The sequence below is a fragment of the Armatimonadota bacterium genome, assembly GCA_037138755.1.
Taxonomy (GTDB): domain Bacteria; phylum Armatimonadota; class Fimbriimonadia; order Fimbriimonadales; family Fimbriimonadaceae; genus Fimbriimonas.
In genome coordinates, this window is sequence record JBAXHT010000001.1 from 969,256 (window position 1) to 990,747 (window position 21,492).

Consider the following 21,492-nt stretch of genomic DNA (forward strand, 5'->3'; position numbering starts at 1 on the left):
ACCGTAACATGGGTTACTTGCAGAATTCTCTTCCCAAGTTTTTCGGACGCCTCGGGATTGATATGCACGTCATCACCTTGGACCTCGCTCCGTACTACCAGTTTGAAACTCACCGAAAGGCTTACGAGAACTTCGTGGACGAACCCCTGGTGCCTGGAACGGTTGAGCAGATGGACGGATTCAAACTTCATATCCTTGGTCACGAATCAAAGCTCGGCTTCATGCGTCCGGTCGGGCTCGAAGAAAAACTGCGAGAGCTAAGACCAGACATTCTCCAAACGATGGCCGCTATCGGCTGGATTCCCCTTGACTGCGCTCGACTCAAGAACAAAATAGGTTACAAGCTCTTCACGGCGAGCCACTACATGGTCGTCGTCTTCCCACTCGCCACCGCAGGGCTCCCTTGGTTTCACCCCAAAATGGTTAAATCGTTTCTGACCCGATTCGTCCCGGGTCGATGGATATCCTGGAAAACGACGCACTTTTATGGCGCAACGAAAGACTGTAGCGAGGTCGCGATGCGGTTCTTTGGAGTTCAGCCTCGCAAAGTCAGCGAATCGGAAATTGGCGTGGATACGGAAATGCTTCGTCCCGTCTCCAGCCGAGAGGATGCAGTGGAGCGAGCGCAGTTCCGAGAGCAGTTCGGCGTTGCTGAAAATGAAATTCTCGTACTCTACACTGGCCGACTCTCGCCCGAAAAGAAGACTCCACTCCTCGCCCAGGCCATTGCCGAGCTAAGAGCGCAAGGGGAGCCCTACCGGGTCCTCTTTGTTGGAGATGGCGACGACAAGTCCGAAGTTGAAAAGCACGACGGAGCCATTTCGACGCCCTTTGTCAACTTCAAGGAACTTGGAAAGTTCTACCGAGGTGCAGACATCGGCTGTTGGCCCACCCAGGAGTCGATGTCGATGATTGATGCGGCGGCCTGCGGCCTTCCGCTGCTCGTCAACCACGACGTTCGAGCTTCCGAGAGGTACGAAGGAAACGCGCTCAAGTTTCAGCTGAACGACCTAGAGGACCTGAAGGCAAAGCTCCTCGAGATGAAGTCATCAGAGCTTCGCGAAAAGCTCGGTAAGGTTGGATCAGAGAAGATTCGAACGCAGTTCAGTTGGGAAAGTAAAGCCAAACAGCGCATCGCTGATTACACCAAAGCACTTGCAACAAACAAATGAAAGTTCTCCATCTTGCATCGTGGATTGGCCGGGAGTCGACAGGGCTCGGACGGGTCAGCGCCGGGCTCATGAAGTCCCAGCGAAACATCGGAATTGATGCCCAGATATGGACAATGGATGCCAGCGACGAGCTAGACTTTGTCTCTGAAGCCGAGGCTCTGGATCGAGGCCAGATTCGCGGCTTCGCAATCAACGGTCCCTCTCGGCTTCGGTACTCCTCAGAACTCATCTCTGCGATCCAAAGCCCTGTCGGAATGGAATTCGACATTCTCCACCAACAGGGAATCTGGCAGGCGACCTCAATCGCGGCCAACAAGTGGCGAAGTTCTAAGCGGGGCCCAACAATCGTTGCTCCACAGGGGTCACTTTCACCCTGGGCACTGTCTGTGAGCAAGTGGCGAAAAAAACTAGCTTCTGGTTGGTACGAAGATCGAAATCTGCACCAAGCTGCTTGTCTGCACGCCGGCGCCGAGGACGAGCGGCAGTACATGCGGGACTACGGTCTCCAAAACCCGATTGCGACGATCCCCAACGGTGTTCCAGACGAGTGGCTATCGACCGAGGGGGATGCCGAGGCGTTTCGCCAAAAACACAATATCCCGGCTGATAAGAGAATCTTCTTCTTCTTGTCGCGAATCACGCCTAAAAAGGGAATCCCAATGTTTCTCGAAGCAATGGCTTCGGTCCCTGAAGCCTCCAAGAATTGGCACTTTGTAATTGCTGGCTTCGAAGAGTTTGGCCACCTTGCCGAAGTCAGAGCCACTGCGGACCGGTTGGGTCTTACGGCTTCCCTAACGTTCCCTGGTTCGTTGTACGGAGAAGACAAGGCAAACGCCTTTGCGCTCTCCGACATTTGCGTTTTACCGAGTTATTCGGAAGGGGCACCCATGATCGTCCTAGACTCACTTGGAGCCGGAGTCCCGGTCCTGACAACCCAAGGCACGCCTTGGGAGGTCTTGAATGAAAAGGACGCAGGCTGGTGGACCGAAATCACCGCAGAAGCGCTCGCCAAGGCCATCGTAAAGGCGGATAGTCTTAGCTCCGATGAGCTGAAGGAGATGGGACTTCGAGGTCGAGAGTTGGTGAAAGAGCAATACTCTTGGGGCAGCATTGCCCTCAGAATGGAAGCCCTTTACACATGGTTGTTGCAAGGTGGCACTGCTCCAGATTTTGTGAGTTTCAAGTAGCGACGGTCGCAGGTATAATTTGCAGGCGGCGAGCACCAATTTGAAGCTAAAATTCTTCCCCGTTTTGGTCGGTGCAGTTCTTGCTTTCGGAGCTGGAACTATCTGGGGCATCAAGAAAAAGCCCCTTGCCGAGGTGGGCTGCTCGATCCTTCTTCAACCTAAGATGAGCGACGCTAAGAGCGCGCTTGCGGAGCTCGCTTCAGATGCGGGTTCACCGATGATGGTGCTGAAGGGCACGATGGAAAGCCACACATTGCTCTCCAAGGTCGCAAGCTCGACCGGCGTCAGCGAGATTTCTCTCGAAAAAAACTTGCAAGTCAAGCCTATTGCGAAAGAAATGAGGGTCGAGCTGAGCTACAAGAACCCCGACAAAGACTTGGGACTACGGGTTCTGAATTCCGTGCTCATAGTCTTGAATTTACAAACTCAGCGACTCTCCGAATCGTTTGGAACTCAGCAAGCGGCCGGGCTGAAGGCGCTCATCGATCAGCGAGTGAAAGAGCTAAATGATGCGACCACGAGACTAGCTGAATTTCAGAAGAGCTTCAAATCCGGGCTTGATCCCGTCAAAGCTCGTCAGTCCGTCTTTGCTCTTCGTCGAAAGTATGAATTGGCAAAGTCGCAATTGGATGTCTATACCAAACAACAGGCTCAGCGCCTCGCAAATCCTGAGTTGGGTGATTGGAATCCTGGTCTTCAGAAGCTTAGATTAGAAAAGGAAAAGGCCGAAAACGAACTCAAGTTAGCACTTGTCAAGTACGGGGATGAGAATCCCGAAGTGCTCGCGCTTCGACAGCGGCTGAGAATTGCTCAACAGGCATTTTCCGATGAAGTGAGTCGAATCAAGCAATCAGAGCAGAAGAACCTCGTGACCCAATCTGCACTGCTTCGCGGATCCATTGTCTCACTGGAACAAGACCTCAAACTTGCGGAACAAAACGAACAACTCTCTGCAGACGAAGCCCTCAACCTCGCCAAACTCAAAGCCGAAGTTGAGACGGTTACCCTGGTTCTTAAAGGACTCAGGGCGTCCTACGAGCAGGCTCGTATCACTGGAGCCGGAACAGCTGGAACCTGGGCCGTTTTGGATGCTCCCTACGTCTTGCCGGAACCTACCATGTCAGAAAAGATCCTGAAATACGGCGGACTGGCTTTGTTCGGCTACCTCGGACTCATTGTCCTCTTCCAAGTTTTTCGATTCGGGGTTAGCCAGAGGGGTGCCCCACGTGAGGATTGACCTAGACGCTCTGAAGTCACCTTCGCGGCAAACGGCTCTTCTTTTTTGCCTTCAGATCTTGGGCTATCCAATCGCCCCAATGATCGCAGAGCTGATCGGAATCCCCAACGCGATCATCAGCTATCCGATACGCTTTTTTGTCTTCTTTTTGGCCCTGTTCCAACTCCCGAGAGCGTACAGTTTTTGGCGGATCGCGCCCCCGATCATGAGGCAGGGTATCGCCGCTTTTGGCTTATTCTGGATCGTCTTTTACTCCAGAGCCCTGTACGAGCTTTACGTTAAGGAGGTAGCCAACTCTGCGAACATATCGGTCTACCTTACTTTTCCGTTTCTCGTGAGTGGGATCCCCACATTGGCTCTCATGCAGCCAATGAAGGAGTCACAAACCAAGTTCTTGCGCGACTTCTTCACGATCGTTGGATTTGGTTGCACGTCGCTCTTCGTGTTAAACATCGTCAAGATGTCTCCGGAGCAAAAGGCGCTCAGACTACTTGAAGGGCGATTCGGACTCGAAAATCTCAACCCAATTTCAGCAGGATATGTCGGTGCCGTCGCCGGGCTGGCCGCGATCAGCTTCATTGTCGAAGAGGGATCGCTTCCACATAAGAACTGGTCGAGAATATTGTTCGGAGCGGTTTCTGCGGTAATGGGCGTGGCGATGGTTCTTCTGGCGGCGTCCCGGGCGCCATTGGTTGCCTTCTTCGTGGGTGTTATGGTGCTCCTGGTAGCCGAGTACCGGATTCAAGAGAGAGCAAAGCCGAGAAGGCGAATCGCCCTCTCGCTCGGCGTTAGCCTCGCATTGGTATCGGTGATTACTCTCGTCGGTGCCCAGCTGATCTTTGGGCTAAATCCGTTTGGGAGGTTTGAAACCGCGTTCGGAGATGATCCTACTCACCACAACTCTGGCACGCACCGGCTGCTCATCGGGGAGATGGCAATGGAACACTTCTTAACCAATCCTCTAATCGGAAATGCCGCCTTTATCAACTCTGTTGAAGTCTATCCGCACAACATCCTCATCGAGGCCTTAATGGCTGGAGGCATCCTTGCGGGGATTCCGCTCATCTTTCTGGCGGCACTTGCAACGCTCGGCTGGATCAAAATGATTACTGCTCGCCAAAACCCGCTTTTGATCGCGTTAGCGTTCGTTTGGGCCATCGCTGCGGGCAATTCTGGCGTCATCGTCGAGAACACCGAATCCTGGGGTGTCATGGCGGTGATGATCGGTTTCGCCGTGACACTCCCTTTCCCCAAGAAAAGTGCTGAAGGCTCAGCCCTGCAGAATCCGGCGTAGTGCCCAGATCACGTCTTCGACATCGTCATCCGTTAACTTAGCGCTCAAGGGCAATGTCAGCGTCCGATCGCCCACCCACTCGGTGTTAGGAAAGTCCCCAGGTTTGTACCCAAACCGCTCCCGGTAGAACGGGTGCAGATGGAGCGCGGTGTAATGCACGCCACTCCCGATCTTTTCTTCATTGAGACGCGTCAGCATCTCATCTCTTGAGACCCCGCAGGACTCCTTATCCACCATGATGGTGTAAAGATGCCTGGCGTGTCGATTATCAGCTTCATCCGGTGCCGGCAGTCCTAGGCCGAGTCCCTGAAGCTCTTGCTGGTAGCGCTCCCAGATCTCGTTCCGTCGAACAAGCATTCTCTCTAACTTATTCAATTGATGGATTCCAAGAGAAGCCTGCATATCGGTCATGTTGCACTTGTAACCTGGCAAGACGACTTCGTAGTGTGAGTAGCCTGAACTGCTGAATCTCTTCCATGCGTCCTTCGACATTCCGTGAAGAGCGAAAACTGACAGCCTCGAAGCAAGCTCCTCATCATCGGTCAGAATCATTCCACCTTCGGTGGTCGTGAGGTTTTTTGTCACGTAGAACGAGAAGGCAGTGAGCGGGCTAATCGTCCCCACTTTACGCCCTTTGTAGGTGCCCTCAATACAGTGAGCTGCATCCTCGATCACGGCAATTCCATGCTTTTCCGCAATCTCGTGAATCGCATCCATATCGCACATCCGTCCAGCCAAGTGGATCGGAATGATCGCTCTCGTCTTGGGCGTAATCGCCGCCTCAAGGAGCGAATGATCCATGAGCATCGTGTCGCGATGCACATCTACAAACTTTGGAGTCGCGCCGGTATGGATCACCGAGTTCGCAGTGGCGCAGAAAGTCATCGGGGTCGTGATGACTTCATCTCCAAAGCCAATCCCCAGACTCATCATCGATAGGTGCAGGGCCGCCGTACAAGAACTAACCGCGACTGCATACTTAGCACCTGTGTACTCGCACATCATCCGTTCAAACTTCTTGGTTTTGGGTCCCGTTCCCAGCCACCCGGAGCGCATGGTGTCCATGACCTCGTCCATCTCCTCCTGCTCAAGCAGAGGCGCCCCATAAACTAAGAAATTCTCACGTCGTTGTTTCATTTCGTTCTTCAAAGGTTGATGTCTTCCGGGTCGCGCTTACCTATGCAGCGCGCCGGAGCTCCCACCCAAATCTCATATTCGCCCGTTGATTGCAAGAGCACGGCGTTTGCTCCTACACTGGTGCCTTTTCCCACCCGCAAGATGCCTTCCTTGCACAACACCTTGCAGCCCGTCCCCAGCATCACATCGTCCTCAATCACGATGCCTTCAAACTGGGTGCCCTTCTTGCGGTAGGCATCCGCCCGTCCCACAGTCACGCCGTTAAAGATATTTACTCGGTCTCCGATCGTAGCTAAGTTGTGTATCACTACCCCGATTCCCCAGTGCTGTAGGCGAAAGTGTTTTCCAATAGGGACGCTTCGGGGGATATCCGCACCAAACAAGACCAGCATGTAATAGGCCAGCTTGCCGACCACCGGCTTCCGGCGCAAGTACACGAGCTTCTCGACGAAGCTGGGACTGTAATCAGAACTCGACATTGAACTCCTTCGCCCACAAAGCAACGTTGATCGGTCGCCAATACTGGTTCAACTCGTGTTGCCCTGAGCTATTGATGTGATTCTCCAAAGCCTTGATCAGCAATTCGGTTTGCAGGAAGGGAAGGTCCATTTCCTTCAGCAGTTTGATCTGATCGGCAATCCAGCCTCGCATCGAATTTGCAAGCTTTGTCTCGGGAACAGCAAATCCAACTTTTTCTCGGTCAATAATCTCGTCTGGAACCACCCCTCGCATCGCCTCTCGAAGCACATACTTCGTCTCTCCTTTGTCAGAAACTAAGTATTCAGGTGGCAACGAAAGCGCAAACTCCGCGATATTTGGATTGCAAAACGGCACCCTGGACTCAATCGAGAAATGCATTGAATTTCGATCCTCATAACGCAGCAACCGAGGAAGACTTATCTCCTCTACTGCTATCTTGAGTTCTTGCCGTAATGCATCTGGACCTTTCCCTGCGGGCCGTTGCTCCGCAACCGTCCCTCGCTGGACAAAGTAACTCGCCTTGCACCAGTCTGGGTAGAGCGACGCTCCGACAACTTTGAGCATCATCGGTTGAAGAGCTTTCGGAACCAACCGGCCAAACGCCATCAAGACCATTTGCCGCTTGTAGGAGCTCATGTTCTGGGGCGAATACTTCAACAGTTCGAGAGCCTTAAACAGCTTGCCCTGAGCGAGCAACCCGCTCGCTCTTGCCCCAAGCATGATGGTGTACCCCCCAAAGAGTTCGTCGCTCCCTTGACCATCGAGAATCACCTTGATCCTGTGTTCATGAGCCAACTCAAAGACTTTGTGTTGGGCAAACATGCTCCACCCGCCAAAGGGCTGGTCGAGCACTGAGATTAGCCCTGGTAATCCGGCAGCAATCGTCTCCACGCTAGGCTTTGTCTGGAAGTTGAGGACGTTGTATCTCTTCAATGCGATGTCGACATACGTTGACTCGCTCAGAACCGCATCATCGGCGATGTAAGTAAAGGTTGGCAACTCAGCACAACCCATGTGCTCCACCATGTCTGCAACAATAGCCGTCGAGTCGAGTCCGCCCGAGAGACAAGACCCAACTGGAACATCGCTTCGCATGTGAAGTGCAACTGACTCGCGAAGCAATTCTCGAAGACGATCGGTAGCCTCCGGAAAACTGATGTCGACCGGCTTCGAAATGGAAATCGACCAATAGCGCTGCGGTTTGATCTCCAGGGTCCCGGCAAGATCAATTTCAGCATAGTGCGCGGCAGGCAGTTGCTGAATGCTGTCGAACAGAGTGGCCTCCCCATGATCCGTCAATCCGAAGCGCAAATAATCGTAAAGTGACTGCGCGTTGCACTTGCGCGAAATCCCGGGGAATTCGAATAGTGCTTTGATCTCCGAGCTGAAGACCAGAACCTCACCACATTTCGCGTAATACAACGGCTTAATCCCGAAATGATCTCTCGCGAAAACCGCTCGTCGCGATTGCAAATCAAGGATTACCAGCGCAAACATCCCCAAGAATCGGCTAAAGCACTGGCTGCCCCATTCCGAATAGGCGGCAATCACTACCTCGGTATCCGAACCCGATCGAAACGTGTGACCGATTGCCTGCAACTCTGTCCGCAACTCCTTAAAGTTGTAAACCTCTCCGTTGAAAACCATCCAATACCGCTCCGAAGAGTAGCTCATGGGCTGATGGCCCTCATTCGATAGATCTAGGATGGATAAGCGGCGGTGTCCCAGAGCGATTTGGCTGCCGGCTCCCTGATAATCCGAGATACTCGGAAGATTTACGCCAGGCGGCGTCTCGTCGGTAGCTAGGCTAACACCGACTCCTTCCGAAGTCAGAACGAACACGCCTTCTCCATCTGGTCCACGATGACGAATGCGCTTCAGACCTCGTTGCACAGCATTGAGATCAACCTCCGAAAACTGAGGTGCGAGCGCACCGAGAATCCCGCACATCGTGTTAAAAGTAAGTTTACCTGTGGGAGGCTATTTCCCTCTGATTCCGAGGGAGCGAGGAAAGCCAAATGACCCAGATGTACACGAGTCGGCAAACAAAGATGGCCACACAATGGATTCCAAACATTGTCTGAAACGTCATTTTTAGCCATGCGCATCCCAGAATCGAACCGGCGGTGACAACTAAAGCAAATACGTCCGTGTATAGCTTCAAATCCACACGGTTCACGACGACGAGAATCCTGCTCAAGGGGCCGCACAAAGCCGAGACGATGACCATTGGAACCAGTGCGGGGAGCATCCACGAGAGCGGCTCCCACCTGGAACCTAAAACCGGAGCCGCCAGAAAATAGCTGAGTCCGGCTACCGGTAAGTAAATCAAAACCGCAATCTTCAACATCTTGGTACCCATAGAGGCCAGGTAGCCCGTGATTTGCGTCCGATCCGACTTGAGGAGTTCTGCAAGGTGATTGTGAAAGACGTCTCCAACACTTGCCGCTATGAGTCCAGAAGGGATCGCGATCACCATGAAGGACATCGAGTACAAGCCTGCATTCACGCTTCCAAAACAACTGTAAATCAAAGGAACAGAAATTGAGAAGCCGAGGCTATCGATCAGCGACGAAGGCATCATCTGCAACGGCATGGCGCGATGCCTCAAGGCCGTATCGACAAGGCTCTTACGATCTCCGAGCGCAGATTTAATCCCGCTCCAGGCCGATTTAGAAAGCGAGACGGCGCCGGACATCCGCCCCACAACTTCCCCGATCGCCAACCCCACCCAGTCAAACTTGAGCAAGCCCAAAAGCACCGGAACGACAGCGCGAATGAACCCTTGCTGCACCATCGCCTTGCTGATTCCTCCAAAGTCCGCACGCCGAACATACCAAAATCGCAAACTAGAAAAGGCATTCGTCAAAATCAGCGTCACGATGAGCAAAAGGCTCGTCCAACTGGCGAGGCTGCCGTATCCGCCAATGCCATAAAAATGCAGGAGGTAGAAAATCCCGCCAGAAGCGATCGAGAGGAAGACTCCGGAAACGAGCGACAGAGTCAATAACTGGTCAGCCTCCCGATCTGATTTCGCGGTCGGAGTTGCCATTTCAAACCTGAGCCCAACGACTACGGTCGCAATTGCGATAAATGCACTGAACAGACCGAAATGGCCTCGCTGGATCGGGTCATACTGCCGCGAAATCAACGGCAAAACAAGCACGGAGAACAACTGTCCCAAGGCGGTTCCTCCGCCCAGTTTCAACATGTTCCCTGCGGCGGTGTTTCCGGATAGCAGTTCTTGGAATCTCTTCATCAAAAGCAAGCGTGAGCGGAAGAAATCAAGTCAATCCCTCCCTCCGGCCGTGACAAGAACCAGTTTATTCGGAAAACGTTCTGCGAACATCCTCTTCTGTTTCCCCGTTTCCGCCCATTTCGAGATGAATATCGGTGGCATCTTTGATCCGACCCATCGCTAACAGAGTATGCCCGATGCACCACTGTGCCTCTCGAACACGTTCGCTCTGCCCGAACTCGTAACGAGCCAACAGGACACTCTCAAAGTACTCCAGTGCCTCGTCGAGTTCGCCAGCCTCGAAGCAAGACCAGCCCATGTTGTTATACAAAGATCCAATCCAGCGCCGGGCCCACTCATCCTTCGAAGTCTTGGCTAAAGTGATCGCCTTCTGGTTGAAAAACGCCACTTGATCTCCCTCCGAAATGAGCGCAAGCATGTGGAGAGCATCGATTCTCAAATCTTCGGGGCCGTTCACCGAAACATCCTCAAAGCCTTTGCGAGCCTGCTCGATCATGCCGAGTCCCCGATAGGCGCGACCAGCTTCGATCATAAGGCTTGCCGCCGCTCGTCCGCCCAACTCGAGCCCTTCTTTCCAATAGGTCCCCAAGTAGTCCAGGCACTTCTGATTCTCACCGGGAAGCGAGTAAGTTCGCGCAATCTGGGCATGAACATCGAGCTGCTCCGCTCGGTCTGTCAGAGTCGGCAGCAACTCCTCAAAAGCTGCCCGTGTCGCCACCGGGTCTCCAAAATTCCAATAGTCGCGAACATCAAGCATGCGAGAGGACTTTAACCCAGATCGCGTAGAATTAGCAACCGGTGGATGAGACTTATCGAAGGTGGCTCAACCGTGTCGAATACCCGTTTGCACTGCGGGAATTTGATTCTGGGGATGGCTGGATAAACTTCGTCGACGAAGGCGATGGACACCCCGTCGTGTTCGTTCACGGGTGTATGACGTGGTCGTTCCTCTTTCGCCGTACAATCGAATCACTTTCGAACACCTATCGCTGCATCGCTCCAGACCATCTCGGATTTGGACTCTCTGAAAAGTCTCAAACTGCTTCCTACCTACCCGCCGATCACTCCAGGAGATTTTCCAGTTTCATGGACCACTTGGGCCTCGCCGAGGTCACTCTTGTCGTTCACGATCTTGGGGCGGCAATAGCCCTCGATTGGGCGGCACAGAATCCAGACCGCGTCCGAAACATCGTGTTCCTGAACTCGTACCTCTGGGATATGAGCAAGAATCCCCTCGCGGCTAAGCTCGCGCTTAACTACGGACATCCACTCAACCGCTTCTACTACAAGCACATCCGCGCCACTCCCTCGTTCGTGCTTCCACCCCTTTTTGCCGACCGCTACCGAGTCGCCCGGCCGATCTTAAGGCAATATCTCTATCCTTTCGATACCCATCGAGATCGAATTGGGTTGTTTTCAGCGGTCGAAGGCTATCGCCGCGACGGAGAATGGTTTGATGACCTTGCACTCAAGATGAGGAATCTCCAAGACAAGCGAACCCTTATCGTCTGGGGGCTCAAAGATCCGCTTCACACTGAAGAGTCACTCGAAAGGCTTCAAAGCCTCTTTCCCGAAGCCCAAACCATCACCTTCGCCGACACCGGGCGCCTCCTCCCCGAAGAAAAACCCGAAGCCCTTACCGGCGAACTCACCTGGTTCCTCATGAACTCAACTTTGCCAGGGATGAGCCTTGTAGATCAATTGGGCGGCTGAGCCTAGTTCCAAAACACCTTCTGATAGTCGGCTAGGAATCGATAGTCAAACGAATCCCGCACCCAAAAGTAGCGATTCTTCGAGTCAACATGAATCCGCACGCCGTGAGGAAGTTCTGCACAGAGTTTGCGATTAACCTCGAGCGTCGAATGGGCCGCCGCCAACTCAGTTGCAGGACGCTTTGCCAGCGCACGCTTCATATGTGCCACAGCACCCACCCGCTTGCTGGAGTCAATAAAATGAGCCCGCCAATCGTCAAGCTGTTTTCCCATGTAAGGGTCCTTCAACCAAATGATCAAAGCGAGGGCCAGCGTCTCTTGATCTTGATGGTTGTCAACTGGAGCGACGACGACGGAGCGCCCCGGAAACTCGCTCTCCGGACCAACTCGACTGACGGGGACGCCTACGTCTCCCAGCATCGGAATATCGATCACGTTCGAATCTAGCGGCCGAGTCGAACTTGGATTCCAAATCGTGATTTGTCGAGACTTCGATTCTACGCCCGTACCATCCCCTGGTTTAGGATTACTGTCGGGCGCGCCCGCCGCAACTACTGGCATCGACGGAGAGTTCATGATTCTCGACTCGATCAAGGCTCCAGATTGAATCTGGTTTTTCACACTCTCGGGGCAGGCATAAACAGTCTCTAGCCGCTGCTTGGCCAGGTTGAATTCCTTCTGCTTCCGACTCGGAACAAGCAGCAGCCCGACCGACACTACCACCAACCCACCAAAGAGCCACCCCGCGACCGGAACCCGTTTGGTACTTTGCGCCCCACTCATCTATTCAACTGACGAGACGAGTTTACGAAATAGTTCAAACTTTCCGCAATCGGCAAGCTTCTAACCTCTAGCCGACAGAATCTGCTCCCAAAACCACTTCGCACACTGCGCCTTTGAAACCAGCCCACTCGAAACCGTCCGGCCATCCGCAAAAACTAAGTCCAGCCGATTCGTCTCCGTATCAAAACCCTGACCAGTCTGGCTCACGTCGTTCGCGGCAATCGCAAATAGCCCCTTGCGCTTCAGCTTCGCCGAAGCAATCGACAAATCCGAAGTGGGCTCGGCCGCAAAACCAATGACTGTCGCCGAGGGATTCGCCGCAGCCAGAGCCGCGATAATGTCGGGATTCGGAGCCAACTCCAACGAGACCGACTCAGAAGACCGACGCATCTTGCCCGAGACCCGGTTCGTCACATGATAATCTGCGACCGCCGCCGCACCGACGATGTAGTCAAAACCCGACAAGCCAAGTGCCGCATCATGCATCTCATGAGCTGTCTCGACTCGCACAACGGTGGCTCCGGCTGGCAAGCGCGCGGTCTGAGGTCCCGCAACTACCGTGACTTCCGCCCCGAGTCGCAACGCCGACCGAGCCAACGCCGAGCCCATCTTGCCCGAAGACCGATTCGTGATGTAACGCACGTCATCAATCGGTTCCCGAGTCGGGCCAGAAGTGATCAAAACGCGCCGACCCTTCAGAACCGATGACTCAGAAACAACCGAGATGACCGCCGCAACAATCGCAGGAATCGAAGCCAGCTTTCCCTGTCCGTTCTCGCCACAAGCAACGTCGCCCTCTAACGGCTCAACGATCTCGGCTCCACGCTCCGCCAACACCGAAAGCGAAGCCTGTGTAGCATCGTGTAGATACATCTGAGGATTCATCGCCGGAGCCAACACCAAAGGCTTCGTAGAAGCCAGGCAAAGCGTGGTTAACATATCGTCACCCACCCCCCCGGCAAGCTTGTTCAGGGTATTCGCCGTCGCCGGAGCGACGACGACGACATCCGCCGTTCGTGCCCAATCGATATGCGCCATTCGACCCCGCTCGGGCTCCTCGAAAGTATCAACAAGACATGGCTGCCCGGTGAGCGCTTCAAACAGTGAAACAGATACAAACTCCTGGGCCGCATCAGTCAGGCAAACTCGGACGGTGAAGCCCGAACGCATCAGCTCACGAGCTAAATCTGCAGCTCGGTACGCCGCGACGGACCCCGACACGCCGAGAACGGCGTTCATCCCACCAGGCCTTCGAGGACGTCAACGGTGTCTTCCACATCTTGATTGACGACAATGTGCTGGTACCTGTCGCGTACCGCCATCTCGTCATGGGCATTCTTCAGCCGCTTTGCGATCGTTGCATCGTCCTCGGTTCCCCGGCCCCGAATTCGCCCATCAAGTTCCTCAATCGAAGGGGGCATCAGAAACACTGTAAGCGCATCTGATCGCAACTCCATCGCCGTTAGGGCCCCCTGAACATCTATCTTGAGAATTGCAATCTTGCCATCCTCCAACAGCGCATCCATGTCGCTCAAGGGTGTGGCATAAAAGTTTCCGTGAACCTCTTTGAACTCCAAGAAGTCTCCATCAGCGGCCTTCGATTGAAAGATCTCGCGGGAAACAAAGTTGTAATCCAGCCCATCCAACTCACCCGATCTAGGATCGCGAGTTGTGTAAGCGACGACCCGAGCAACGTTAGAATTCCGAGCTTGCCAGGCGTTGATCACGGTGTCTTTTCCAACTCCACTTGGTCCGCTCAGTATCACCAATCGTCCCTTGCTCATATCGAATCTAGTTTACTAATTGAAATTGCCCCTAGAGATCTCTCTAGGGGCAATCATTCAATCGAAAGTTAGGCCGCTTTGTTCTCGTAGATCTCGAACTTAGTCGTCGTCACACTCGGATCGATCTTGAACTTGCTGACGGCTTCCTGAAGGTCGCCGCTCATTAAGCTCAGATTCGCCGCGGATTCACTTACATCAGTGATTCCCTTGGTCATCTCCGACGCTCCAGCGGCAGCCTCTTCAGCAATCGCTGCAACGTTGGTGATCGCATGGGTAACTCTTTCGGTACCCTGGGTCATCTCTTGGCTGGCTTGCAGGTTGTCGCGTGCGGCAAGTGCGACGTTCTCCATGGATGTCGTCGCTTCGTAGGTCACCTTAGCAACTTGGTCTGCGTGGGTCTTCACTTTGTCAGCGGAATCAAGGATTTCCTTGAGCGCCTCTCCCGCCAGAGTAGATCGCTTTACGCCGTCCTCAGCTTCATTCGAAGTGGTCTGGATGGCTTCAACCGTCTCCTTAACGGTTGATCGAACGCTTCCAATGAGTCCGCCGATTTCCTTGGTTGCAAGGCTGGATTGCTCGGCAAGCTTTCGAACTTCGTCCGCAACAACCGCAAATCCACGGCCATGCTCACCCGCTCGGGCGGCTTCAATCGCTGCGTTGAGGGCAAGAAGGTTGGTCTGTGCAGCGATGCTGTCGATGGTCTTGACGATGTCGCCAATCTTCTGTCCAGCTGCGTCAAGCTCTTGAACCTTGGTTGCAGAGAATTCGATCTGCTCTTTGAGGCGTCCCATCGCAGCGACGGTTTCGGCAACTGCCTTGTTGCCAGTGGCGGCTGAGGTAGCCATTTCTTTTGCGGCTTCATCAACTTGGGCGATTCCTCGTGACGCTTCTGAAAGAGAAGTCGAAGCTTCTTCGACCAGGTTAGCCTGCCGCTCACTGCTCTGACCAACTTCAAGGACCTGAGCGTGAAGCTCTTCGACGATAACGGCAACTTCCGAAGCATTGGACGCAAGCTGATCGCTGCCGGCCGAGATTTCAGAAGACGTAGCGGAGATCTCTTCGGAAGCCGCAGCTACGGTCGAAGAAGTAGACGAGACAACTTCGGAACTCTGCGCGACGCCGTTGATGATTTTGGATAAGTTTAGTCTGGCATCATTGTATGCATGCACTGCTCTCTGGATTTTGGCAAGCATGTCGTTGAACGTGCTTGCCATCTGGCCAAGCTCATCCTTACCAGGATTGGGGATTGGTGTTGTTGCCGGAGTAACCTGATATGTGAGGTCGCCATCTTTGAGTGCCAAAACACCGGCTTCCAGTCCAATTGCACACACATTGGAAATCGAGGACAGGCGATCAGCAACGTGCTTAACCGGCGTGACAATCGATTTGGTCAGTAGGAGACCAGCCACGACGGCAACTGCGACGGCGAAGAATAGCACTGACCACATGACCTTAACCGCAGTTTGACCTGAGGCGGCTGCGCGAGTCTGGGTCTCAAATCCATGCTGTGTATTCCAAGCGACGATTGCATCTGTCATCTCGTTGGACGCAGAATACAGTTTGTAACTTTTGTCCAGAAGGGCAACAAGGCTCTCTTGCTTGGCTCCACTCGAAGCCGCATTGACGAGCTGATCTAGCGAAGTCAAGTACCTTTCTGCTCTCGCCTTGAGCTCAGTAAAGTTTTTCCGATCCTCACTTACTGTAATCGTGGGGTCGTAATCTTTCATGCCTTTCTTGAAACTTGCTACGTTCTCAAACAACTCATCCTTGATAGCTGATCGCTCTTGAGGGCTTGCGGAGACGAACCGTTCCAGTTGAATATGAGCACCCATTACCGTGTCGTTCATTTCAGAAGCCGCTTGGGTACCCGGAACAACATCTGTTTTGAAGAGATCAAGTTGTTTCTGGATCTCGCTGAACCCACGAAATCCCGCCAAGCCAAGAAGCCCCTGGAGCGCGAGAACGATGCCGAACGAGAGCGCGAATTTTTGCGCGAGTTTAAGATTTGCGAAATACTTTGCCATCTGAGAACCTACTGATTAACCGACTACTGACAATAGTTGGCATTTATACCAGCAGTTCTCAAGGGGGAAAGTAGTTTATTGTTTCTAGAATTTGCTCTTCTGGCACACTCCGTGCAGGTAAACCCGCAACCATGACTTCCATCTTTCTTGCAACCGTGATGATTCAACCACGAAACCTCGTTATCGACGAGGTCAACGTCACGAAGGTTTACGCAGGTCGCCGAGGCATGCGCGTCGTCGAAGAGTTCACCGCCCACGACGCGAACGGCACCGTTAGAATCACGGTCTATCCGTTCAACACGAACGTGGATCGAACCCCCGCAATCGTGAAAAAGGGCGACCGAGTCACGATCACCCTTCCAAAGTCGGCTCAGTCGGCAAAAGTTGCCGTCAGCGACGTCAAATTCTAAACGTGTAGCTCAGGACGAACGTGTAGTTTGCGTCAATGCCGATATCGTGCGGCTTCGTGTAGATCCCCTGTAACACGAGGCCGCTCTTCATGGTGTAGAACAAACTATATGCCGACGAACCTGTTGAATTGCCAGCGTATTCGGCGGAGCAACCCCATTGGTTGCTAAAGGCGTGATCAAAGCCGAAGACGCCCCTGTCTTCATCGTCGTGTTGATATCCGAAGTGCAAGTTGTAACTCCCGACCGTGTACCGTGCATATTGGAACGTTGACACGGCATCCGACGAGAGTCCCTGCCAGCCAAAGCCAAAAGCAAATTTCTCATCTTTTGATCGATACGGCGTGAACTTCAGTCCGAAATTGTGTGAACCCAAAAAGTCGGTGATCCCGGACACTTCTGCGACATCAAACAATCCGAGAACGTAGTTTTGTGACTGCAGATACTGTCCTGACAATTTAGAATCTGCTGAAGTGAAATTTTGGTTGAGCTGAAACTCACGATGCCCTAAAACATCAGCAACCGGATAGTTGATTAACGCCGAAACTTGTGCTTTTCCGCTTGCGGCAATGGCCGCAAAGCCGAAGACAAAAAAGAACCCTTTGTACATATCCAAACCCCAAGGGCCGATTCCGGCCCAACGCGTTGGACATTCCATCTGTAATTCGGCTAAATCACTGAACCAAATACTGGGTTACAGACCTAAAAGAGTCATCAAGCGGCTGACGACTTTTACAGGATCGTGGCGAACCACGTCGCTTTCGCTCATGAAGTTGCCACTGATCACCCTGAGCCCCATGGCTCGTATGCGGTCGATGTCGGGGTCCACGAGGTTTTGTCCCACTGTTCGGTACTTCTCAAGCGCGTCTTGGGAGGGAACGCCAGTGTTGACCACGACGTAATCGAACACCTTTTCCTTCACTTGAGCCAGGATTGCGCCGACGTGCTCGCTCGCGCTGAATGAGTCGCTTTCGCCGGGCTGGGTCATCACGTTGCAGATGTAAACCTTGATTGCCCGGCTCTCTCGCATCGCCGATGCGACGCCGGGGATTAATAGATTTGGAATGACAGAAGTGTAAACGCTTCCGGGCCCCACGCAGATAAGATCGGCATCGGCGATGGCTTCTAGCGATGGAAGAAATGGCTGGACATTATCTGGCGAGAGTCGGAGCTCTTTGATACGTCGTCCAGCGGCAACGATCTCCGTTTCTCCTCTGATCTCCAGATCGCCTTCGAGCATCGCCTTAAGGCCGACATGATCGAGGGTCGAAGGCATCACCTGTCCGCGAATCGCCAGAACTTCGGAAGCAATGTTGATAGCTCGCTCGAAATCACCTTGTGCTTGATCGACTAGGGCCGCGATGAGGAGGTTTCCCATCGCGTGCCCGCTCAGCGAGCCGCTGTCCTTAAAGCGGTGCTGGAAGAGGTCGGTCATCGCCTTTTCCGCATCCGCAAGGGCAACCAGACAGTTCCGGATGTCGCCCGGTGGAATCATTCCTTTGTCTTGGATGAGCCGGCCGGATGACCCACCATCGTCTGTGACCGTTACAACTGCGGTGATGTTTGAGGAGTGCTGCTTCCAACCTCGAAGTAGGGTTGAAAGACCGGTTCCACCTCCCAATGCGACGATCCGGGGACCCGAGGCAAGTTGTTGACGGCGTACGTAAACGTCTACTCGTCCACCCTTCATCGAAGGGTTGAGAGTTTCGATCACATGGATGAATGCGAGGCGGATCGCCAGTAGCATCAGGGCCGCACCAAGAAGAAGAAGAGCTGCGCCAACCCAGTGAATAGCTAAATCTGCTTGGTCGGCATCGGCAAAGCTTCCTATTGCTGTCCCTGCCGCGGAGTGGAGCTCTCGAGTAAGACCCTGAATTTGGACATTGAACGCCATCAGTGAGCCGACAAGCGTCCCGATGAACCCGACCAGAAGAAGGAAAAAAGCTCGCCAAACTCCGACCGTGGGAGCGAGCGCATGCCGGAGTTTGTGTCGCCGGATCACTCTTTCTCGTCAGGCAAAAACACGCCTAACGCTCCGTTGATTGCAGAAATGAGGAGCGAAGCCACAAACGCTGCCGCAAACCCCTTGATTCCGTCATCAACGATCTTAAACCCAAGCTCGAACCTCGCAGCGAAGTACAAAACAGCCGCGTTGACAACTAGCGAGAATAGACCCAATGTGAGGCAGCTCAGCGGCAGAGTGATCAGCTTCAACAGCTTGCCGAGTGTGACGTTCAGAAATGCCAGCAGAGCCACGCCAATCATCAAGGTGAAAAACTGCTGAACCCCGCTAGCGTTCGCCTGAAAGCCAAGCCCCAAAGCCTGACAAAGAAGGGAGGCGGCAAACACAGAAACAGCTAGAAGCACCCACCGGATGAAGACTCGTTTCATGTTCGCTCATTCCTATTATGGCGCGGGTCATACTCTTAAGGTTCATGACCGCCAAAACGCCCATGCTTCAGCAGTATTTCTCGGTGAAGTCCGAGAATCCTGGGGTGTTGCTCGCGATGCGAGTAGGCGATTTCTATGAGTTTTACGGAGAAGATGCCGAAATCGCTGCGGCTTCATTGGAAATCACTCTCACCGGGCGGGAAGACGGAACCAACGGACGTATCTCTATGGCCGGGGTTCCGTTTCACGCGGTCGAACGTTACCTGGCGAAGCTCCTCCAGAAAGGCCACAAGGTTGCGATTTGTGATCAGCTGGAAGATCCCAAGTCAGCCAAAGGATTGATCAAGCGAGGGGTCACTCGTGTGATGACGCCCGGAACCGTTCTCGAAGACTCCCTTCTGGAAGCGGGTCGTAACAACTTCCTTGCGGCGCTCTGCGTGAACGACGGCACGCTCGGCCTCGCGATGCTGGACCCTTCAACGGGCGAGTTCATGGTCACCGAAATGGTCGGCGGAGAAGCTCAGGAGCGATTGCTTCAGGAACTGGCTCGAGTTCGACCCTCGGAATTGCTCCTAGGAAAGGATGCCGATGCATACGGCGAAGTGGCCCGAAATGCGTTAGGCTCAACCACTACCGACTTTGCTCAGCCGCGTTTGGACCAGGCGACCAGAAAGTTGCAAGAGACGTTTGGAGTTTCTTCACTCAGCGGATTTGGCTGTGCCGATAAGCCCTCTGCGGTGACGGCCGCGTCGATGATTATCGCCTACGCTGAGCGCAACAAACTCGATCTCGGTCATCTTCAGGGATTGGCAACTTACTCGGTGGAGGGTTTCATGCGACTCGACCCAGCCACACGACGCTCGCTGGAACTCACTCAGAATCTTGCCGATGGCTCACGTCGATTTACGCTGCTTGGGGTGTTGGATCAGACTTGTACACCCATGGGGGCACGCCTTCTGCGGCGATGGATCGAGCAACCACTACTTGACGTAACAGAGATCAAACGTCGGCACGATGCCGTTGCCCGTTTTCTGGGTTCTTCGATCCACCGAGGCGATTTGCGAGAAGCGCTCAGGGGGCTTTCGGATATCGAGCGGCTGGTCTCTCGGTGTAGCGCAAACCTCGCCGGTCCCCGAGACCTCGCCGCTCTGAGGACTACTCTTTTGGGTCTGCCAAAGGTTCTGGCGCCTGCCGAAAAGCTTGGCTTCGGGCGAATCCAAGAACTCATTGAGCAAGTTCAATCCCACGGCGAACTCGCCTCAATTCTCAACAAATCCATCGTCCCCGAGCCGCCCCACACCGTCCGCGACGGCGGTGTCATTCGCCCCGACTATGACCACGAACTCGACAAACTCCGCGAACTCGGCCGCGATGGCAAGAACTTCATCGCCGGACTGGAAGCAGACGAGCGAGAAAAGACCGGGATCAACACTCTCAAAATTGGGTTCAACTCCGTCTTTGGCTACTATATCGAAGTCACTAAACAGCACACTGCCAAAGTCCCCGCTGAATACATCCGCAAGCAGACGACGGCGAACGCCGAGCGCTACATCACCGCCGAGCTCAAGGACCACGAAGCCCAAGTCCTCGGTGCGGAAGAAAAGGCCACTGCCCTCGAATCTGATCTCTTCAACAGAATCCGATTACGGGTCGCCGAACATGCGGGCGCGTTGCTCCAAACCGCTCGCGCCGTCGCCGAAATTGACGTCCTTGCCTCCTACGCCGAAATCGCCTCCCTCCGAGGCTACACAAGACCCGAAATCGTCGAGGAAGACGTTCTCGAGATTGAGTCAGGTCGCCATCCTGTCGTAGAAGCCAACACCTCCAACTTTGTCCCCAATGACCTCCAGATCGGATCCGAAGAGCCGCGAACCCTTATCATCACAGGGCCCAATATGGCGGGAAAGTCGACCTACCTGCGTCAAGCTGCCCTTGTGTGCCTCATGGCACAAATCGGAAGCTATGTACCGGCAAAAAGTGTACGAATTGGCATTATCGACCGCATCTTCGCCCGCATCGGAGCCAAGGATGAACTTGCAACCGGACAAAGCACCTTCATGGTCGAAATGGTCGAGTCAGCCAACATCCTCAACCACGCGACTGACCGCTCGCTCGTTATCCTGGACGAAGTCGGACGCGGAACCTCAACCTACGACGGCCTCGCCATCGCCTGGGCGATGATCGAGCACCTCGTCGAAACCCGAAGCAAAACCCTCTTTGCGACCCACTACCACCAGCTCAACACCATCGCCGAAACCGTCCCGACCGTCAAGAACTTCCGCGTCAGCGTCGAAGAATTCGGGGACGACATCGTGTGGACTCACCGCGTCCTTCCCGGCGGAGCCGATCGCTCCTACGGAATCCACGTGGCAAGAATGGCCGGCGTCCCTGGGTCTGTGCTCAGAAGAGCCCAAGATATTCTCAGCGAGCTCGAGCAAGACAAACCTCCTACCCCGGTCGAAACCCAAACCAAGCGCCTCCAAATGACCCTCTTCGAATTCGAGGCCCCGCCTGTGTTAGAGGCATTAGAGAACCTGGATGTCAACCAACTCACTCCGATTGACGCGTTGCGACTGTTGGATGAATGGAAGAAGAAGTTTCTCTAGCCGGGGGCGTATAATCTCC

General features: G+C 53.9%; 19 protein-coding genes. 7 read left to right on the forward strand and 12 right to left on the reverse strand.

Going from position 1 to position 21,492, the window contains the following annotated elements; all coding sequences use genetic code 11:
* Positions 1-17 precede the first annotated feature (17 nt).
* The 4 genes from WCK51_04650 (at position 18) to WCK51_04665 (ending at position 4,890) form a co-directional block, all read left to right on the forward strand.
* Positions 18-1,172, forward strand: coding sequence for a glycosyltransferase family 4 protein (locus tag WCK51_04650; protein MEI7576161.1), 1,155 nt, complete (start codon positions 18-20; stop codon positions 1,170-1,172).
* Entirely contained in the window at positions 1,169-2,359 is a 1,191-nt protein-coding gene (locus tag WCK51_04655; GenBank protein MEI7576162.1) for a glycosyltransferase, read from the forward strand. Before WCK51_04650 ends, WCK51_04655 begins: the two co-directional genes overlap by 4 nt.
* Before the next feature lie 40 nt (positions 2,360-2,399).
* A complete protein-coding gene (locus tag WCK51_04660) occupies positions 2,400-3,596 on the forward strand; it encodes a hypothetical protein (GenBank protein MEI7576163.1) in 1,197 nt (398 codons plus the stop codon).
* 79 nt (positions 3,597-3,675) lie between these two features.
* Complete coding sequence (locus WCK51_04665) at positions 3,676-4,890, forward strand: O-antigen ligase family protein (GenBank protein ID MEI7576164.1); 1,215 nt, start codon at positions 3,676-3,678, stop codon at positions 4,888-4,890.
* Here the strand turns inward: WCK51_04665 and WCK51_04670 are convergent.
* The 5 genes from WCK51_04670 to WCK51_04690 all read right to left on the reverse strand — a co-directional run bounded on the left by WCK51_04670 (position 4,867) and on the right by WCK51_04690 (position 10,523).
* On the reverse strand, positions 4,867-6,027 hold the full coding sequence (locus WCK51_04670) for a DegT/DnrJ/EryC1/StrS family aminotransferase (protein ID MEI7576165.1): 1,161 nt from the start codon (positions 6,025-6,027) through the stop codon (positions 4,867-4,869). The two genes, WCK51_04665 and WCK51_04670, sit on opposite strands and share 24 nt — an antisense overlap.
* A gap of 8 nt (positions 6,028-6,035) precedes the next feature.
* Positions 6,036-6,506 (reverse strand): serine acetyltransferase, encoded by a 471-nt coding sequence (locus tag WCK51_04675; protein ID MEI7576166.1) that lies wholly within the window; start codon positions 6,504-6,506, stop codon positions 6,036-6,038.
* Positions 6,493-8,457 (reverse strand): asparagine synthase (glutamine-hydrolyzing), encoded by a 1,965-nt coding sequence (asnB, locus tag WCK51_04680; protein MEI7576167.1) that lies wholly within the window; start codon positions 8,455-8,457, stop codon positions 6,493-6,495. Before asnB ends, WCK51_04675 begins: the two co-directional genes overlap by 14 nt.
* A 16-nt stretch (positions 8,458-8,473) precedes the next feature.
* Positions 8,474-9,766, reverse strand: coding sequence for a hypothetical protein (locus WCK51_04685; protein ID MEI7576168.1), 1,293 nt, complete (start codon positions 9,764-9,766; stop codon positions 8,474-8,476).
* Positions 9,767-9,830: 64 nt separating this feature from the next.
* The gene (locus WCK51_04690) at positions 9,831-10,523 is read right to left on the reverse strand and encodes a tetratricopeptide repeat protein (GenBank protein ID MEI7576169.1); all 693 of its coding nucleotides are present in this window, start codon (positions 10,521-10,523) and stop codon (positions 9,831-9,833) included.
* A gap of 41 nt (positions 10,524-10,564) precedes the next feature.
* Between WCK51_04690 and WCK51_04695 the strand changes: the two genes are divergently transcribed.
* A complete protein-coding gene (locus WCK51_04695; GenBank protein MEI7576170.1) occupies positions 10,565-11,479 on the forward strand; it encodes an alpha/beta fold hydrolase in 915 nt (304 codons plus the stop codon).
* A 2-nt stretch (positions 11,480-11,481) separates the two neighbouring features.
* Here the strand turns inward: WCK51_04695 and WCK51_04700 are convergent, their stop codons facing one another.
* From WCK51_04700 to WCK51_04715, 4 genes are all read right to left on the reverse strand, one after another.
* Positions 11,482-12,261, reverse strand: a complete 780-nt coding sequence (locus WCK51_04700; protein ID MEI7576171.1) for a hypothetical protein — start codon at positions 12,259-12,261, stop codon at positions 11,482-11,484.
* Positions 12,262-12,321: 60 nt separating this feature from the next.
* Complete coding sequence (coaBC, locus tag WCK51_04705) at positions 12,322-13,500, reverse strand: bifunctional phosphopantothenoylcysteine decarboxylase/phosphopantothenate--cysteine ligase CoaBC (GenBank protein ID MEI7576172.1); 1,179 nt, start codon at positions 13,498-13,500, stop codon at positions 12,322-12,324.
* Positions 13,497-14,045 carry a guanylate kinase gene (gmk, locus tag WCK51_04710; protein ID MEI7576173.1) on the reverse strand — a complete coding sequence of 183 codons (549 nt, stop codon included), beginning with the start codon at positions 14,043-14,045 and terminating at the stop codon, positions 13,497-13,499. Before gmk ends, coaBC begins: the two co-directional genes overlap by 4 nt.
* A 68-nt stretch (positions 14,046-14,113) precedes the next feature.
* A complete protein-coding gene (locus tag WCK51_04715) occupies positions 14,114-16,069 on the reverse strand; it encodes a methyl-accepting chemotaxis protein (GenBank protein ID MEI7576174.1) in 1,956 nt (651 codons plus the stop codon).
* A gap of 131 nt (positions 16,070-16,200) precedes the next feature.
* Between WCK51_04715 and WCK51_04720 the strand changes: the two genes are divergently transcribed.
* Positions 16,201-16,479, forward strand: coding sequence for a hypothetical protein (locus WCK51_04720; GenBank protein ID MEI7576175.1), 279 nt, complete (start codon positions 16,201-16,203; stop codon positions 16,477-16,479).
* Here the strand turns inward: WCK51_04720 and WCK51_04725 are convergent.
* Genes WCK51_04725 through WCK51_04735 form a run of 3 tightly spaced genes read right to left on the reverse strand, consistent with a single transcriptional unit; the run spans position 16,469 to position 18,867 of the window.
* Positions 16,469-17,134, reverse strand: a complete 666-nt coding sequence (locus WCK51_04725) for a hypothetical protein (protein MEI7576176.1) — start codon at positions 17,132-17,134, stop codon at positions 16,469-16,471. The two genes, WCK51_04720 and WCK51_04725, sit on opposite strands and share 11 nt — an antisense overlap.
* 36 nt (positions 17,135-17,170) lie before the next feature.
* A complete protein-coding gene (gene yvcK, locus WCK51_04730; GenBank protein ID MEI7576177.1) occupies positions 17,171-18,478 on the reverse strand; it encodes a uridine diphosphate-N-acetylglucosamine-binding protein YvcK in 1,308 nt (435 codons plus the stop codon).
* Complete coding sequence (locus tag WCK51_04735; GenBank protein MEI7576178.1) at positions 18,475-18,867, reverse strand: phage holin family protein; 393 nt, start codon at positions 18,865-18,867, stop codon at positions 18,475-18,477. The genes yvcK and WCK51_04735 overlap by 4 nt, the downstream gene beginning before the upstream one ends.
* 44 nt (positions 18,868-18,911) lie before the next feature.
* Between WCK51_04735 and mutS the strand changes: the two genes are divergently transcribed.
* A complete protein-coding gene (gene mutS / locus WCK51_04740; GenBank protein MEI7576179.1) occupies positions 18,912-21,473 on the forward strand; it encodes a DNA mismatch repair protein MutS in 2,562 nt (853 codons plus the stop codon).
* Positions 21,474-21,492: the final 19 nt, after the last annotated feature.